General features: G+C 44.6%; 10 protein-coding genes and 1 pseudogene. 10 read left to right on the top strand and 1 reads right to left on the bottom strand.

The window, feature by feature from the left end:
* The first annotated feature begins 23 nt into the window (after nt 1-23).
* From MUCPA_RS09020 to MUCPA_RS09005, 4 genes are all read left to right on the top strand, one after another.
* Nucleotides 24-1,241, top strand: a complete 1,218-nt coding sequence (locus MUCPA_RS09020) for a glycoside hydrolase family 5 protein (RefSeq protein ID WP_217220448.1) — start codon at nt 24-26, stop codon at nt 1,239-1,241.
* Nucleotides 1,242-1,304: 63 nt separating this feature from the next.
* Nucleotides 1,305-3,395: a beta-galactosidase gene (locus tag MUCPA_RS09015; RefSeq protein WP_008505884.1), complete on the top strand. Its 2,091-nt coding sequence runs from the start codon at nt 1,305-1,307 to the stop codon at nt 3,393-3,395.
* 24 nt (nt 3,396-3,419) lie between these two features.
* Nucleotides 3,420-4,976: a GH39 family glycosyl hydrolase gene (locus MUCPA_RS09010; protein ID WP_008505883.1), complete on the top strand. Its 1,557-nt coding sequence runs from the start codon at nt 3,420-3,422 to the stop codon at nt 4,974-4,976.
* A 33-nt stretch (nt 4,977-5,009) separates the two neighbouring features.
* Nucleotides 5,010-7,187 (top strand): glycoside hydrolase family 3 C-terminal domain-containing protein, encoded by a 2,178-nt coding sequence (locus MUCPA_RS09005; protein WP_050982213.1) that lies wholly within the window; start codon nt 5,010-5,012, stop codon nt 7,185-7,187.
* A 310-nt stretch (nt 7,188-7,497) separates the two neighbouring features.
* On the opposite strand, the pseudogene MUCPA_RS38195 reads toward MUCPA_RS09005, so the two are convergent.
* A pseudogene (locus MUCPA_RS38195) lies at nt 7,498-8,591 on the bottom strand (ISAs1 family transposase).
* Nucleotides 8,592-8,797: 206 nt separating this feature from the next.
* Here MUCPA_RS38195 and MUCPA_RS08990 point away from each other — a divergent pair.
* The 6 genes from MUCPA_RS08990 (at nt 8,798) to MUCPA_RS08970 (ending at nt 17,539) form a co-directional block, all read left to right on the top strand.
* Nucleotides 8,798-10,525 carry a glycoside hydrolase family 2 protein gene (locus tag MUCPA_RS08990; RefSeq protein WP_217220445.1) on the top strand — a complete coding sequence of 576 codons (1,728 nt, stop codon included), beginning with the start codon at nt 8,798-8,800 and terminating at the stop codon, nt 10,523-10,525.
* A gap of 74 nt (nt 10,526-10,599) precedes the next feature.
* Nucleotides 10,600-12,630: a beta-galactosidase gene (locus MUCPA_RS08985; protein WP_008505878.1), complete on the top strand. Its 2,031-nt coding sequence runs from the start codon at nt 10,600-10,602 to the stop codon at nt 12,628-12,630.
* A 31-nt stretch (nt 12,631-12,661) separates the two neighbouring features.
* Nucleotides 12,662-13,384, top strand: coding sequence for a hypothetical protein (locus tag MUCPA_RS38615; protein ID WP_217220442.1), 723 nt, complete (start codon nt 12,662-12,664; stop codon nt 13,382-13,384).
* 192 nt (nt 13,385-13,576) lie between these two features.
* Nucleotides 13,577-15,046, top strand: coding sequence for a right-handed parallel beta-helix repeat-containing protein (locus tag MUCPA_RS38610; protein ID WP_217220440.1), 1,470 nt, complete (start codon nt 13,577-13,579; stop codon nt 15,044-15,046).
* A gap of 11 nt (nt 15,047-15,057) precedes the next feature.
* Nucleotides 15,058-17,136, top strand: a complete 2,079-nt coding sequence (locus MUCPA_RS08975) for an alpha-L-fucosidase (protein ID WP_008505875.1) — start codon at nt 15,058-15,060, stop codon at nt 17,134-17,136.
* Between the two features lie 31 nt (nt 17,137-17,167).
* Entirely contained in the window at nt 17,168-17,539 is a 372-nt protein-coding gene (locus tag MUCPA_RS08970; protein WP_008505873.1) for an L-rhamnose mutarotase, read from the top strand.
* Nucleotides 17,540-17,543: the final 4 nt, after the last annotated feature.

Below are 17,543 nucleotides of genomic sequence, written 5' to 3'. Positions count from 1 at the left end.
CTTTCACAAGGGCAAATCATAACATGGTTGCTAAACCAACAATTACCGGCGGGCCTGCAAAACCAAACCGATCCGGCAGTTTGGTAAGCTATGGCTACCGGCAGGCGCGAAGGGTTGCGGCCCCCGCGCCTCTCATCGTTTATCCTTCTTATAATACTTCGCCAAAGGCTCCCGACTCAACGGGAATGAGCAGTAATGCTGTCCAGCTGGCGGCAAAGATCAGCTTAGGGTGGAACATCGGTAATACTTTTGAAGCTCCGGGTGGCGAAACAGGTTGGGGCAGCCCCGTTATTACAGAGGATTATATCAAATGCGTAAAAAAGCAGGGGTTTAATGCCGTCCGCCTGCCATGTGCCTGGAATTTGACACATTTGGCCAATGAGGGTAAAGCCCGCATAGATGCTAACTGGCTCAACAGGGTTAAACAAGTAATAGGGTACTGCGTAAAAAATGATATGTATGTTTTACTCAATATCCATTGGGACAAGGGCTGGCTTGAAAACAATTGCACCACGGCAAAAAAAGACGCTGTTAATGCCAAACAAAAAGCGCTTTGGGAGCAAATCGCCACCACGATGCGTGATTTTGATGAACATTTGATGTTTGCCAGCGCTAACGAACCTAATGTAGAGAACGCCGCTCAAATGGAGGTATTAAATAGCTATCATCAAACCTTCATCCACGCGGTGCGGTCTACGGGCGGCAGAAACAGTTACAGGGTGCTGGTAGTTCAGGGCCCCTCCACGGATATCGACAAAACCAATAAATTGATGGATCATTTCCCGGTAGATCAGGTAGCAGGGCGAATGATGCTGGAGGTACATTATTACAGCCCTTTTCAGTTTTGTTTGATGAACGGAGATGCAAGCTGGGGCAAAATGTTCTACTACTGGGGCGAAGGGCATCACTCAACCAATGAACCTGAGCGGAATGCCACCTGGGCAGAAGAAAATGAGGTGAACAAGGCTTTCCACAAATTGAAGACAAAGTTTTTCGACAAAGGGATCCCTATCATCATGGGTGAATACGGCGCTTACAGAAGAAACGATGGAAAATATATTCCGAAAGATTTAGCCATGCATAATGATGCAGTGGATTATTGGCTAACTTACATTACAAAACAAGCTAAGGCCAACGGGATGTTACCGTTTTTTTGGGATACGGGCGGCGCTTTAGACAGGCAAAATTATTCGGTAAAAGATGAGCGTACCATTGACGCTATAACCGCGGGGGGCAAATAAATAAGAGATAGGTTATTGATCAACAAGCCATATCAGCTTACATAAAAAAATAAGATATTCCAGATGATAAAAAAAAGTATAACAATATTTCTGATCGCCATACTCACCTCGCCGGTAGTAATAAAGGCACAGCAAGCTAACCGTTTTTTTCCGGAAGGCGACCTGGTAACTACTGGCATCTATTATTATCCCGAACATTGGAATGAAAGCCAATGGGAAAGGGATATCAAAAAGATATCAGATATGGGTTTTGAATTTGTTCATCTGGCCGAATTTGCCTGGTTTAAAATGGAACCCCAGGAGGGGAATTTCGATTTTAAATGGCTTGATAAGGTAGTGGGCCTTTGCGCAAAATATCATCTCAAAGTGCTTTTATGTACACCTTCTGCAACTACCCCAACCTGGATGCGGATCAATTATCCGGAAACGTTTATGATGGACGGCCACTATATCCGGGCAGAGAATGGCACAAGGGGATTAGGCTCCATTGTTAATGAGAAGTATTGCAGCTACGTAAAAAAAATCGTTGCTGAAATGGCTATGCATTACGGGCAGAATAAAAATGTAATAGGCTGGCAGATAGACAATGAGCCCGGCGCCCTTCCCGATTACAGCCCTTCGTCGCAGGAGGCTTTCAGAACATGGCTGAAAAATAAATATAAAACCATTTACGGATTAAATGCCACCTGGGGAGCCGCTTTCTGGAGCCAGTGGTTTAATAATTTTGATCAGGTGATTATCCCGAATACCAACCTGGTAGGCTGGTGGGGTAATAACCCTCACGCCCTGCTGGATTTTAAAAGATATTCGGCCGATGCCCAGGCCGGATTTCTTGATCTCCAGGCAGATGTTTTACGCGGTTACATTTCAAAGGGTCAATTTATAACTACCAACTATACTGCCGTTTGCACCGGGTCAGACCCTAATCGTACCAAAAAGCTTGATTTTGCGGCATACACGGCGTATCCCAACGGAGGAACTGACAATATTGGCGAATTAGGTTTTCGCTTAGGTAATAGCGATGTTATTCTTTTTGCTTCAGAATATTATAAATCCGTGGGTGGTGTATCCGGGGTGATGGAGATTCAGCCCGGTCCGGTCAATTGGGGAAGTTATAATCCGCTGCTGCTGCTGGGTACCGTCCGTTTATGGCTGTACCACAGTTTTGCCGCCGGGGGCAAGATAGCCTGTTCATACCGCTTTCGCCAGATCTTGTACAGTGCAGAACAATATCATGCGGCCGTGATACAAACAGACGGAGTAACGCCTTCGCAGGGCGGTAAAGACTATATGCAGTTTATGAAGGAAATAACAGAACTGCGTAAGCAATTTAAGCCAGGCGCAAAAATGCCGGCAAAGATGGCCGAACGATCAACTGCGCTGCTTTGGAATTTGGAAAATTACTGGAGCATTGACAGGCAAAAGCAGACCGGGCAATGGAATACCTGGGATTATCCGGTAAAATTCCTTTCAGCTGCAAAATCATTGGGGGCTCCTGTAGATGTAATTCAGGAGACGGCAGATTTTTCAAAATATAAATTCCTCATCGTTCCGGCCTATGAAATGGCCGACTCTGCATTGGTAAAAAAATGGAACGAGTATGTAGCCAAAGGTGGCCATCTGATTGTTACCTGCCGCACGGCTACCAAAAACCGGAACGGGCATTTTTGGGAAGGAGAGGCCGCCGCATCAATTTCAAGTTTGATTGGCGCGCATATAGAAGCAACAGATATGCTCTCGCCATACGGCAAAGGCGATGTGCTGATGAACTCCAACCATTACCTGTGGAATAACTGGGCTGATTTGCTGGTGCCGGATAACAACACCACTGTGTTGGCTACTTATGATAACCAGTTTTATAAGGGAAAAGCCGCCGTTGTAAAACACCGGATAGGCAAAGGCGATGTAACCTATATCGGCGTAGATACCGACCAATCAAAATTAGAAAAGGATATATTGAGGCAGATTTATAAAGATGCCGGTGCTACAACCGACGATTACCCTCCGGGCGTATTTGTTTATTGGCGCGATGGTTTTTACACCGCATTAAATTACTCATCCGAAAATTATACGGCAAACCTGCCGGATAACGCCAAAGTTTTAATTGGAGAAAAGGTACTCAAGCCAGCGGGCGTGCTCGTATGGACAGAATAGTTTTATATAAAAATTAACAAGCAAATGAAAAAAATAATTGGGGCATTGCTGGCTTCGCAACTTGTTTTTTTGGCGAATGTAAATGGCCAAAGAGCAATCAACGCAGATTTCAATAAGCCGCAGGGTAAGCTTAATACCACGTTTAATGCCTGCGTAGGTGCGGGCCGTGCAAATGAAGGGCTGCGTGCCGACTGGCAGCAGCAGTTAGAATATGTAAAAAAAGAATGCGGGTTCAAATATATCCGCATGCATGGTTTACTGACCGACGATATGGCCGTTTATACCGAAGACGCTAAAGGAAACCCCCAGTATAATTACATGTATGTAGATGTGCTGTTTGATTTTCTGCACCGCATTGGTATGAAACCTTTTGTTGAATTAGGTTTTATGCCTAATGCCCTGGCAAGCGGCAGCCAGACAATTTTTTGGTGGCGCGGCAATGTTACACCGCCAAAAGATTATAACAAATGGCAAGGGCTTATCCGTAACCTTGTTCAGCACTTTACAGAACGGTATGGCACCGATGAAGTAAAGTCGTGGTATTTTGAAGTATGGAACGAACCTAACCTGTCCCCAGGCTTCTGGACGGGGACGCAGGCAGATTATTTTAAATTGTACGATTATTCGGTAAAGGCGGTAAAAAGCGTAAACCCGGCATATAAGGTAGGTGGGCCGGGCACGGCGGGAGCAGCATGGGTTCCAGACATGATCAATCATTGCAGCAAAAATAACGTCCCCATTGATTTTATCAGCACGCATTCGTATGGCGTAAAGCAAGGCTTCCTGGACGAACACGGAAACTCGGGTACTGTACTAAGCAGTGATTCGCTGGCGGTGAGTGGCGATGTATTAAACTCCCGTAAACAAATTGCTCAGTCGGCCTTACCGAACCTGGAACTGCATTATACAGAATGGAGTGCCTCCTATACCCCGGCAGACCCGGTGCACGACAGCTATCACGAGGCAGCCTATATTTTAGAAAAATTAAAACAGGTAGGCCATGCCGCCAACTCCATGTCGTACTGGGTTTTTACCGATATTTTTGAAGAACCCGGCCCAAGGTTTACGCCTTTTCATGGTGGCTTTGGCTTACTAAACATTCAGGGAATTAATAAGCCCGCTTTTTATTCCTATCAATTCATGAATAAGCTCGGGCAAACTGAATTAGCCAATAGTGATACCCGGTCTTGGGTTTGTAAAAACGATAAAGGCGGCGTACAGTTATTGTTTTGGGATTTTACCCACACCCTTCCAGATTCGGTAAACGATCAGGCTTATTATATCAAAGATTTGCCCGCCAAAGCCAAAGGCAGGGTGAAGGTAAATTTATCGCATCTACCTGCCGGAAAATACACCGTGGAAATTTATAAGGTAGGTTACCGGGTAAACGATGCCTATACCGGGTATGTGGATCTGGGCAGGCCGGGGCAGCTAAACAGGCAGCAGGTTGAAAAGTTAAAACAACAAAACGGCTCTCCCGTAGCCGTGCAACAAATTGAAATAAAACCCAATTCAACGTATTCCCGCGAATTTGACATTCGGGAAAATGATGTTGTGCTGGTAAACTTAATTAAACGATAATAGATGATTGTAGTGATATCAAAGCTAAAAATAATGATAAAGCCATGCTGCCATGTGCTTTTTTTTACCTTACTGGCCGTAGGGGCGGCTAACGCGCAACGTATTCAGGATGATAGCCGCCAGAAAGAAAAAATCCGCTCGCTGATTAGCCGGATGACGTTGCAGGAGAAAGTGAGCCTGCTGCATGCCAATTCTAAATTTTATGTGTCAGGTATAAAAAGATTAGGTATCCCTGAATTGGCGCTGAGTGACGGGCCTCACGGGGTACGCGCTGAAGTTAACCGGAACGATTGGGCATATTCTGGCTGGACCACCGATTCTGCAACCTGCTTCCCTCCGGGCACTGCTCTTGCCGCAACCTGGAATCCGGCCCTGGCCTATAAGCAAGGGCTTGTATTGGGCGAAGAAGCCCGGTTCAGAAAAAAGGATGTTTTACTGGGCCCGGGCATCAATATTATCCGTTCGCCACTTTGCGGTCGCAACTTTGAGTACATGAGCGAAGATCCGCTTCTCATCTCAAAAATGGCCGTCGCCTATATCAAAGCACTGCAATCTAAAGATGTGGCTGTGAGTGTAAAACACTGGATAGCCAATAACCAGGAAACACATCGCGATTCTGTTGATGTACAAATGAGCGAAAGGGCTTTGCGCGAGATTTATCTGCCCGGTTTTAAAGCGGCAGTTACCGAAGGCGGGGCTTATACCGTAATGGCTGCTTATAATAAATTCAGGGGCGACTGGTGCTCGGAAAACGAATATCTCAACAGGCAAATTCTTCGAAATGAATTTGGATTTAAAGGCGTGTTAATGACTGACTGGGCAGCGGCGCATACCACGGTAAAGGCGGCATTAAGCGGCCTGGATCTGGAAATGGGCACCGATATAAAAGATTACAACCAATGGTATTTTGCTGATCCGTTAATTAAAGCCGTAGCAGAAGGAAAGGTGCCCTTATCTGTTGTTGATGAAAAAGTAGAGCATGTTTTGACGGTGATGTTCAAAACCAAAATGTTTGATGAAAGCAAGCGCGAAAAGGGAAAAATGAATACCCCCGAGCATCAAAAGGCGGCCTATAATTCAGCTGCTGAAGCCGCGGTATTGCTTCAAAACAAAGGGGGGCTCCTCCCGGTCAATTTCGATAAAATAAAATCGGTCGCTATCGTTGGCGATAATGCCACCCGCAAACATTGTGGGGCAGGGTTGAGTTCCGAAATAAAGGCCTTATACGAAATAAGTCCTCTGGAAGCCATAAAGCAAAAGTTTGGTGCTAAAGTAAAAATAAATTTTGCCCAGGGATATGATAAGCAATCCAGCTTCAAAGAAGGCAGTAATGCGGGCCAGTCAAATTCAAATCATGTCGACTGGAAATTAATTCAGGAGGCTGTAAAGGTTGCCAGGGAATCAGAAGTGGTTATCATTTTCGGCGGGCTGAACCACGATTTTGATACCGAATCTTTTGACCGGCAAAATATGGACTTGCCTTACGGGCAGGAAGTATTGATCCAGGAAGTAGCCAAGGCAAACCCAAACACAGCGGTAGTTATAGTGGCCGGTTCGCCGGTAAAATTAGCGGGTATTGTTAACCGGGTTCCGGCTATTTTATGGTCGTGGTATGGTGGTATGGAAGCCGGTAATGCGGTGGCCGATCTGTTAAGCGGAAAGGTAAATCCATCCGGCAAATTGCCTTTTACCATACCGGTGGCTCTTGACCAGTCGCCTGCCCACGCTTTGGGTAATTTTCCCGGAATGAACCTGAAAGTAAATTACGAGGAAGATATTTTAGTAGGGTATCGTTGGTTTGATACCAAAAAGATTCAGCCTCAATTCCCCTTTGGGTACGGACTTTCTTATACGGCCTTCGCAATCGATAATTTCTCGGCAGATAAGGCCATCTATAAAAAGGATGATGTTATTCGTGCAAAATTCGTAGTTAAAAATACCGGTACCCGTTACGGTGCCGAGGTTCTGCAATTATATGCAAGTGACCCTGCGAGCCCCGTTTTACATCCCGAAAAGGAATTAAAGGCTTTCGAGAAAATTTTCCTGCAACCAGGCGAGATAAAAACAGTTGAGCTGAGTATAAAGGTTGCAGATCTGGCTTATTACGACGAAACAAAAAAAGCATGGAAAGTGGAAACCGGCCAGTTTGCGCTGCAATTAGGCAACTCATCACGAAATATTTCGAAAGTGATAAATATCTCAATTGAATAATATTCAAAAGTAGCGAGGGTAATTAAATGGAAGGCCGGAATTGGGTGTTTTTCCGGCAGAATGGGGTAAATGTTTGGATACACATAGTAAGTTGATACCCAAACAAGGGCGAGTAAAAAATGAAAAGTAAAATAATGATACAACGCCGTTTGGTTAGGCAGTTTCACGCAGGGGTTAAGAGTTCGTCGCGCGGCGAAACACACCCCCCGCCATTGCGCACCGCCCTGCCCGCCCCCTCTCGAGAGGGGAGATTGAAAGAAAAAGCGGCGGGCCCGTGCGATTCCCCTCTCGAGAGCAGGGCTGTTGCATTCTAAGTGAGTAATTGTTTCAATCTGCCGATGTCATTGCAAACGAGTCTTTGTGCTTGTGCTATATTTTGAAAGCCATGAGCTCTGAAAACGTTAATAGCGATGTTTCTAAACACCGATATATTTTCTGGTGCATGAGAAGTTCTAATGCGGGAGGCATCCTCTTTAAACGTGACATCCTTTACCCAATGTAGCTTATTCTCTATCCCCCAATGACTTCTGATTCCATAGCATAACAATTGTGCATTTTCCCTCACACTGCTGATATAGAATGCGCAATCCTCACTGATCTTATTTTTGTCTTTTACCCAACGCTCTACCTTGATTACCTGACTGGCGCCTATCCAGGCTTTACTGATTTCTTCTGGCGCCGGGCATATACATACCGATCTGCGCTCTGTACGTCCTTTATTTTTCTCCAATTCAACGAACTTGCTGCAAACCTTTGCTGTATCCGATGTCAGCGCCGCTATTTTTTCATAAAGGCCCTTTTGATTCTTTTTTACGCCTATCATATAATCATTATTCGTACCTATTATCAGCTCAACTGTTTTTTTTGGCAATGTAAGGCGTCAAGCGTAAACGTTACCCCTTCCAATCCCAGTTCAGCAATAAGCTTGCGTACCACCGGAATTTCACTTTCCTTTGAATTGTCTACAAGACCCTGGGCTAATACTTGACCACGGCTCCCATTATAGATACTCACCAAATTTACAAATCGCTGTTTTTCAAGCGCATAATCACTCATTGTCCCTTTGATCGCTTTGCCATCTATATTCATCCATTCATTTTTATTGATTTCTGTATACTGACTGGCCCATTGATAAAAAACTTCGCTTAAACTTTCAAAATCTAAATTCTGCAGTACACGCCTCACGGTATAAAACGTAGGCAAACGGGATTTTTTCGGAGTGAAATAAGTCAAAAGATCTTTTTGATTACGCTTTATAAAATCACCCAGAGCACGATAGCCGTAATAACCACTCATCGTCCCCATCACAAATAATAACAAAATAAACGTTTGGTCATGCCGCTGACCAGCCTTTCTACGCACGTCTGGCAACTTCTGCAAATAGGTTATGATGCCCTTGTCCATACTCTTTTTTCTGCAAATTTAAATCCTTCTTCTTTTAAATGCAACAGCCCTGCTCTCGAGAGGGGCGGAGGGGTGTGTTCTATGCAAGCGATTGTAAAGCGCAGCCTGTATTCTTATCTGTTAAACGAAATTGAACAATGATATCAAATAACGCAATTGCAAAACATGGGGTATTAACGTGCTTTTTCATTTTGCTGTTCGTTGATATGGCAACTGCCCAAATGGCGATGATCAGTGCCGCCGAAAGAAAGGTAACCAGCTTAAACGGATACTGGGATGTAATTATCGATCCGACAGGTATTGGCGACTGGAGGCAAGTTTGGCTGGAACACAAACCGGAGAAGAAAAGCGATTTTTTTGAATATTCTTTTCAGGGAGGGCCTCAGTTAAAGGTGCCCGGCGACTTTAACTCTCAAAAGCCAGAGCTCACTTATTTTGAGGGCACGGTTTGGTATAAAAAACAATTTAACTATGAACCTAAAAAAGGCAAAAGGCTGTTTATTTATTTCGGCGCGGTAAATTATAGGACCGATGTTTTTTTGAACGGGAAAAAAATAGGCAGCCATGAGGGAGGGTTTACACCTTTTCAGTTCGAAATATCCGCCCCGGTAAAAGCAGGGCTTAACACCATTATAGTTAAAGTAAATAATACCCGCTATCAAAACGGGATACCCGGCAAAGGCTATGACTGGTTAAACTATGGTGGCATAACCCGCGATGTAAATCTTATCGAAACCAACAATACTTATATTGATGATTACAGCATTCAATTGAAAAAGGGAAGTTTAAATACGGTGCTGGGCTGGGTACAATTAAATGGTGAGCGGCCCCGGCAAAATATCAGCATCAACATACCCGAACTCAATTTATCTTATCATGCAAAAACAAATGATGAAGGTATAGCCAAGGTTGAGTTTTCGTCAGCATTTAAACTTTGGTCGCCAAGCAGCCCGAAGTTATACAGGCTAATCATCGAAAGCGAAACAGATACTGTGGCTGATGATATCGGTTTTAGGAGTATTGAGGTAAAGGGAAGTAAAATAATGCTGAACGGGAAGCCGGTTTTTCTGAAAGCTGTAAATATTCACGAAGAAAACCCTTACAAAGCTGCCCGTGCCAGAAACAAAGAAGACGCCCTTTTATTGCTGAACGCGGCTAAAAAGTTAGGTTGTAACATGGTAAGGCTGGCTCACTATCCCCATAATGAAAACATGGTGAAAGAGGCTGAAAAGATGGGGCTGATGGTATGGAGCGAAATTCCGGTATATCAGCACATCGAATTTGCCGACACTGTTGTTACTCAAAAAATGGAACGGATGATGGAGGAGATGATTAAAAGAGATAAAAACCGCTGTGGCGTTATCATCTGGAGCCTTTCGAATGAAACATATCCGTCGGCACCAAACAGAAATAATGCATTGATAGCGCTTACCAAAAAATGCAGGAACGTTGATTCCACAAGGCTGATCACGCATGTAATCAATAGCCAGCAATACGAAAACAATACGTTTGATGTGTGGGATACGCTTGGTCGTTATGCAGATATTGTTTCCATCAACGAATATGTGGGCTGGTATACGCCCTGGCAGGGTTTGCCCGCCAATACCAAATGGAAGCTGATTTGCCCGGAAAAGCCCGTGTTTATTTCGGAGTTTGGAGGCGAAGCCCTGTACGGCAGCAACAATGGCCCGACCGATGAAGCCGCTTACTGGACTGAAGCTTACCAGGCAAAAATTTATACAAGCCAGGTAGCAATGTTTGGCACGGTACCCAATTTATGTGGGGTATGCCCCTGGTTATTGTTTGATTACCGGTCCTTAGGGAGAATGCACCCGGTTTATCAAAAAGGCTATAACCGCAAGGGTTTACTATCCGAAAAAGGCGAGAAAAAGAAAGCTTGGTATATGATGAAAGAATATTACAGCAAAAAATAAAAAGGATTATTCATGGTGTTTTTCCAGAGGGCCCCTTTAACCATAACATTAGTTTATAAAAAAAATAAATTTTGATGAAGATAGCTTTAGTAATAGCGGTTTTATGCAGTTGTATTTTTATCGCCAATGCTCAAACTTTATACGTGGGCACCAATTATCATCCGCATGATGATAAAGATCCGGAGAAAATAAAAAAGGATATTATGCTGATGAAAGCCGCCGGATTTAAGGTGGTGCGCATGGGCCATTTAGCCTGGGACAGTTATGAACCTGCTGAAGGCAAGTTCGATTTTCAATGGTTTGATGCCGTAATGGACATGATGGATAAGGCGGGGATTAAAGTGATTCTGGATATTGCTATCCGCCCGGCACCTATTTGGCTTCACCATAAATATCCCTCAATTGATGTAACCAGCCCTGGCGGCAACGCGCAATACCCTAACCATCGCTATATGGATGATGTAGGCGATCCGATGTATCAAAAATATGCGGTGCGCTACGCGGATACGTTGACCAAACATTATGCTAAACATCCGGCCCTTTTAGCTTTTGGTATTGATAATGAATCGGGCGACGGCCCTATTTCCTATTCGGAAACGGTGAGAAAAAGGTTTGTGCTTTGGCTGGAAAAAAAGTACTCAACCCTTGATAATTTTAACAAGGCCTGGGCTACACAACGTTGGTCGAGGCGGATTAACCAGTTTGATGAGGTTGGCCTGCCCGTAACCGGCGAAAAAAACGGCGCACCGGAGAAAATATTAGATTTCAGGCGTTTTATTTCCGATGAAGTGAACCAGATTTTATTCAAGGTGCTCGACAGGGTGAATACCAATGCCCCCGGTGTATTGACCAATACCAATGCCTGGTACTTCAGCGCGCTGCGGTATTTTGATTATTCTGAAATTGCCTATTCCGGAAAAATGGCCCGCGAGGGTTGCGGCTTTTATCCCGGCAACTCATTAACCACCAATTGGGGGGTAATGAATTCGGCATTTGTAATTGCCCGCAGCCAGTTTGAAAGTGCCAACCCTTTTTGGTGCAGTGAGTTTACTACCATGACTGCTGTACCCAATTCCATCCGTAAATCGGCTTATGCCACGCTGATGTACGGTAACCAAATGGTTTGCGGCTGGACCTGGCAAAGTATGTGGGCGGGCGAAGAGCAATACCTGGAAGGGATGCTCGATTGGGACGGGATACCTAATCGTAAATACGATGAATACAAAAAGATAGCTGCGGAGTTTAAAAAGATTGAAAAATTCTTCCCTTACAAGCTCAATGCAGAGGTCGGTTTGGCATTCTCTTTCCCCAGTCAGATAGCCAGCAGCTCTTTCCCCGAAGCGCAGGACCAACAACTACAAGCCTGCTGGAATTTGTTCTATTACCGCAATATGGATACCCGAGTGGTCGAGATCAGCAAAAGCTCATTAAACTATAAATTACTTTTTGTGCCCGGTGTAACCGTAATGGACGAAACAACGGCCAATAAAATCCGGGATTTTGTAAAAAATGGCGGTACCGTTGTGATGACGAGTAATTCGGCCGTGGTTGACGAAACCGGGAAAGTATTTGCATCCACCCACCCCGGGCGTTTAAACGATGTATTTGGCATACGGGTAGCGGGTTATGAGGAAACAGAAGCGCTAAACGAAATATCCCGTGAGGGGCTGAAAGGCAAAAAAATGAAGTTAAACTATAAAGGGAAGGCTATTGAAGCTGAATCAGCACGGTTGGATATCATAGAGCCCAAAGGAGCCCAGGTTCTCGCCAATATCACCAGTTTGGATAAAGATTACCCCATCATAACTTCCAATAAATACGGCAAAGGCAGGGCCATTTATATTGGGTTGCCTGCCAGCGATGGTTTATTGAACCCATTGGTGGACGATCTGATCAATGAATTAGGTATCAAAAAAGGCCCGCAGGTGCCTCATGGCGTTATGGCCAGGCAGATTGACAAGAATCATTTTTTATATCTTAACGTAACAGGACAATCAAAAGAAATACCGGTGAATGGAAAATCGCAGAGTATTCTTTTTGATAAAAGTTATACCGGCAATTTTACTATTGCACCGTATGAGCCGGAGTTTATAGAGGTAAAATAAATTTATTTTGTTACTAACTTAATAACCGAAAGTGATAAACAGCGTGATACTTAAAAGCTATCTTATAACGGCGGCAGTTGTATTTACTGCTTGCCTATGGCCGGCTTTTAGCAGGGCGCAAACAAATCTGTATGTTTCTGTTCGGGGTAACGATGCTGATCCGGGTACACCAAGTAAACCAGTTGCTTCTATAAACAGAGCGTTAGTGCTGGCGCGGAAAATGCGGGGGGCTGTTTTCATCAGGCTATATGGGGGCACGTATTACTTAAGTAAGCCCGTGGTATTTACCGTTGCCGACTCGAGGAAAGATAACGAACCGCTGACTTTGACGAGCGTTGACCATCAGAAAGTGATTATCAGTGGTGCCGCTATCCTCGGCGGCTTGAGCTGGACCCCATATAAAAATGGTATCTGGCAAACTAAGATTGAGCAAGACCTTGTTTTTGATGCATTGCTTGTTAATGGCAAATTGCAGCACATGGCCCGCTACCCAAACTATAATCCATCGGTACAAATTCTCGGCGGTACGGCAGCTGATGCCGTAAGTAAAGAACGGGCTGCAAGGTGGCTATCGCCAGCGGGCGGTTATGTGCATGCATTGCACAGCGCCAGGTGGGGTGATATGCATTACGTTATTACCGGCAAAGACAGCGGCGGCCTCCCCACTCTTGAAGGGGGCTGGCAAAATAACAGGCGGTCGGCAATGCATGAAAAATACCGTTATGTTGAAAACGTTTTTGAGGAACTTGACTGAGCAAACGAATGGTATTACAATAAGCAGCAAAGAACCTTATATTATCTGCCACCTAAAGGCCTTGATTTAAAGACAGCAAGGTTTGAAGCGCCGCAACTACCCGGCTTATTTGAATTTAAGGGCTCAGAAAAAAATCCGGTTAAAAACATCACTATCTCCGGCCTTACGTTAACTGGAACCGTGCGGACCTTTATGCAAAACAAAGAACCCCTGCTGCGCAGCGATTGGACGATTTACCGTGGTGGCGCAGTATTCTTCGAAGGTGCCGAAAGTTGCCGCCTCCAAAATTGCCTGCTGTATGATTTAGGCAATAACGCTGTATTTTTCAGCAAATTCAACCGCGGCTGCGAAGTGTCTGGCTGCCAGATTTCCGAAATCGGCGCAAGCGGCATTTGTTTTGTCGGCGACCCTGGAGCAGTACGTTCGCCAAGTTTTGAGTATAACGAATTCATACCTCCGCCGGAGATAGACCGTACGCCCGGGCCCAAAACAAACAATTATCCCAAAGATTGTAAAGTATATGATAACCTGCTATTTGACCTTGGTTACGTTGAAAAGCAATCAGCCGGGATAGAACTATCCATGTGTCAGGATATTGTGATAAGCCATAATACCATTTATGATGTGCCCCGTGCGGGCATCAACGTAAGCGAAGGGACCTGGGGAGGGCATATTATTGAGTATAACGATGTGTTTAATACCGTAAAAGAAACCGGGGATCACGGTTCTTTTAATTCCTGGGGGCGCGACCGGTATTGGCAGGCTGATAAGAAAAAGCTTGATTCGGTCGTCGCCGAAAACCACGGCATGGCGCTTCTTGATGTTGTGAAACCGATTGTGCTCCGTAATAACCGGTTCCGCTGCGACCACGGCTGGGATATCGATCTGGATGATGGGTCCAGCAATTATCTTATTTACAATAATCTTTGTTTAAATGGGGGGATCAAACTGCGGGAGGGCGTAAACCGGATTGTAGAAAACAACATCATGGTCAATAATACTTTTCACCCCCACGTATGGTTTAAAAACAGCCAGGATGTATTTCGCCATAATATTGTTGGGGCAGCATACTTACCCATCGGTATTGCCGATTGGGGAACGGAAATCGATTATAATGCTTTTCCTGATTCCGTTTCGCTGGCTCAGGCAAGGTCGCGCGGTACGGATGAACATTCAGTGTACGGCCCCTTGCTGTTTGAGAATCCTCAGAAAGGAGATTTTAGAGTAAAAAAAGATGCTGCTGCCTTATCCATAGGCTTCAAAAATTTTGAGATGGATAGTTTCGGCGTTGTTTCTGCGCGCCTGAAGGCCATTGCAAAAAAAGTAAATTTTCCCTCAGTATTGGCTGTTGATAATTACAGCAAAGACGAAACCATAGCATTTATGGGTGCCAGGTTAAAAAACCTGCGTACACTTGGCGAGCAATCAGCAACAGGTATGGACCGGATAAGAGGGGTACTGGTGTCGTCGGTTGCCCGTGGTTCGGCTGCATCGCAATTTCTTCAGGCTAACGATGTGATATTGATGTGGAATCGCAAGCAGGTTAATAATCTTAAAGACTTATTGGAAGCGAAGAATGCCGCTATTGGAAAAGATGCCGAAGTAATTGTTTTTCGCAACCAAAAGGAATTAAGGCAGCAGATTAAATTAAAGATGCAATAAATATGAATTTGATGAATAGATTTTTTTTATGGGGAATAGTTTTGTGTTTAACCCCGGCGGTGTTTTGCAAGGCTCAAACCGCACCCAAACCAGTTGGCCCTTTGCCAAGCAGCAACCAAATGCGTTGGCAACAAATGGAATCCTACGCCTTTGTGCATTTTTCATTGAATACCTATACCGATCAATCCTGGGGATTTGGAAATGAAGATGTGAAACTGTTCAATCCAAAAGAGTTGGATTGCCGTCAGTGGGCACGCATCTGCAAAGAAGCGGGCATGAAGGGGATTATCATCACAGCCAAACATCACTGCGGTTTTTGCCTTTGGCCATCCAAATACACAGCGTATTCAGTTGAAAATGCACCCTGGAAAAATGGGAAAGGGGATGTGGTTAGAGAAATGGCCGACGCCTGTAAAGAATATGGTTTGAAATTAGGGATTTATTTATCACCCTGGGACAGAAATAGCGCGGATTATGGTAAGCCCGAATACATTACCTATTTCAGGAACCAGCTCACGGAATTGTTAACTAATTATGGCTCCATTTTCGAAGTATGGTTTGACGGTGCCAACGGTGGCTCGGGTTACTATGGCGGCGCCAATGAAACCCGGACTATTGACCGTACCACCTACTACGACTGGAAGAACACCTACGCCCTTATCCACAAACTACAACCCGATTGTGTGATCTGGAACGATGGCGGCGACAGGGGCGATCTGCGCTGGGTGGGAACTGAAGCGGGGTTTGTAGGCGAAACCAATTGGAGCCTGCTTAATGCTACAGGCGAAGTTACCTGGAATATGTTGCACTATGGTTTAGAAAACGGTAACGCCTGGGTTGCTGCCGAGGTAAATACGTCCATCAGGCCCGAGTGGTTTTATCATCCCGGTGAAGATGGTAAGGTAAAAACGCTACCTCAGTTAATGGATACCTACTATCACTCCGTTGGCCGCAATGCTACTTTGCTGCTTAACTTCCCCATTATGCCCAATGGCTTAATCAATAAAAGAGATGAAAAAGCAGCCCTTGAATTTGGCAAAACAGTTAAAGAAACATTTGCTGTTGACCTGGCTAAAATGAAGCAAGCAACTGCTTCTGATATTCGTGGCAACGGCAAAAAATTTGGCGCCGACAAAGCTGTTGATAATAACAACGATACTTATTGGGCGCCAAACGATGATATTACAACTGCTTCGCTAACCATCGATTTGGGTAAGCCAACCTCGTTCAACCGGTTTCTTGTACAGGAATATATTCCGCTGGGCCAAAGGGTAAAATCGTTCACGGTTGAAGCATTAGTTGGCGGCAACTGGAAAGAAGTAGCCAATGCCACTACTATAGGGTATAAACGTATCCTTGTTTTCCAAACGGTAAGGGCCACCAAGGTGCGGTTGAAAATTACCGGTTCAAAAAGCACCCCTCTTATTTCCAATATCGGTGTTTACGACGCCAAGCAGATTTTGACCGCTCCAGCTGTAATCAGGGACCAATCCGGTAAAGTAATGATAATCCCGGCCGACAAAGAATCGCTAATATATTATACCTTGGATGGAAGTGTGCCCACAACGTCGTCGAAGAAATATGCGGGGCCATTTCAAACCGATGGTAAATTGAATGTAAAGGCAATTGCCTGCGATGCTTCGACGGGAAAAAGCAGCCCGGAAGTAGACGAAAAATTTGATCTGCCCCGTAAGGACTGGAGGATTTTAGGTGTAGATGAAGAAAAAGCAAAGGCTATTTTAGATGGAGATCCGGCTACGGTATGGCACCAAAGCCAGGATAAAAAAATGCCGGTTGATTTGGTGATCGATTTGGGAAAAGAAGAAAGCTTGGTTGGTTTTACTTATCTGCCCGATCAGGCTTTATGGAATCCTGGCATCATTACCAAATACCAATTTTATGTTTCACAAGATAATGTGACATGGAAATTGGTTGATGAAGATGAATTCTCCAACATTAAAAATAACCCGGTAATACAAACTAAAAAATTTGCTACTCAAAAAGCACGTTATATCAAATTGAGGGCTTTGAAGAATACCGAGGGTAACGATAATACAGGATATGCAGAAGTGAATGTCATTACAAATTAAACTAAATAGAACAGGTAAATAAAAATGAGTCATGATAGAAGGAGAGAATAATTTTTCAGGTAATCGCTATTGTAAAACAATGGAACTGCGTAACGATCCAGCATTAATTGAAGCCTATAAATTAGCACATGCCAAAGGGGCAGCATGGCCTGAAATAACCCAGGGTATGCGGGACGTAGGAATTATCGATATGGAGATCTATCTTCTTGGAACCAGGCTTTTTATGATTATGGATACCGTGACTGAGTTTGACCATGATAAAGCAATGGCCGAACTGGCCCTTAAGCCTCGGCAAAGCGAATGGGAAGCGCACATGTCGCGATTTCAGGATAGCAATGCAGAAGCAACTGCCGACCAGAAATGGCAACTGATGGAGCGCATTTACAAGATGGATAGTAAATAAAAAC

Source organism: Mucilaginibacter paludis DSM 18603 (assembly GCF_000166195.2).
Lineage (GTDB): Bacteria > Bacteroidota > Bacteroidia > Sphingobacteriales > Sphingobacteriaceae > Mucilaginibacter > Mucilaginibacter paludis.
Note: the sequence above shows the minus strand (reverse complement) of the source record. Positions and strands in the feature narration are given on the sequence as shown.

Coding starts and splice junctions, on each gene's coding strand:
- MUCPA_RS09020 (WP_217220448.1), top strand. CDS start 24: ATGGTTGCTAAACCAACAATTACCGGCGGGCCTGCAAAACCAAACCGA.
- MUCPA_RS09005 (WP_050982213.1), top strand. CDS start 5,010: ATGATAAAGCCATGCTGCCATGTGCTTTTTTTTACCTTACTGGCCGTA.
- MUCPA_RS08975 (WP_008505875.1), top strand. CDS start 15,058: ATGAATAGATTTTTTTTATGGGGAATAGTTTTGTGTTTAACCCCGGCG.
- MUCPA_RS38610 (WP_217220440.1), top strand. CDS start 13,577: ATGCAAAACAAAGAACCCCTGCTGCGCAGCGATTGGACGATTTACCGT.
- MUCPA_RS08970 (WP_008505873.1), top strand. CDS start 17,168: ATGATAGAAGGAGAGAATAATTTTTCAGGTAATCGCTATTGTAAAACA.
- MUCPA_RS09010 (WP_008505883.1), top strand. CDS start 3,420: ATGAAAAAAATAATTGGGGCATTGCTGGCTTCGCAACTTGTTTTTTTG.
- MUCPA_RS08985 (WP_008505878.1), top strand. CDS start 10,600: ATGAAGATAGCTTTAGTAATAGCGGTTTTATGCAGTTGTATTTTTATC.
- MUCPA_RS09015 (WP_008505884.1), top strand. CDS start 1,305: ATGATAAAAAAAAGTATAACAATATTTCTGATCGCCATACTCACCTCG.
- MUCPA_RS08990 (WP_217220445.1), top strand. CDS start 8,798: ATGGCAACTGCCCAAATGGCGATGATCAGTGCCGCCGAAAGAAAGGTA.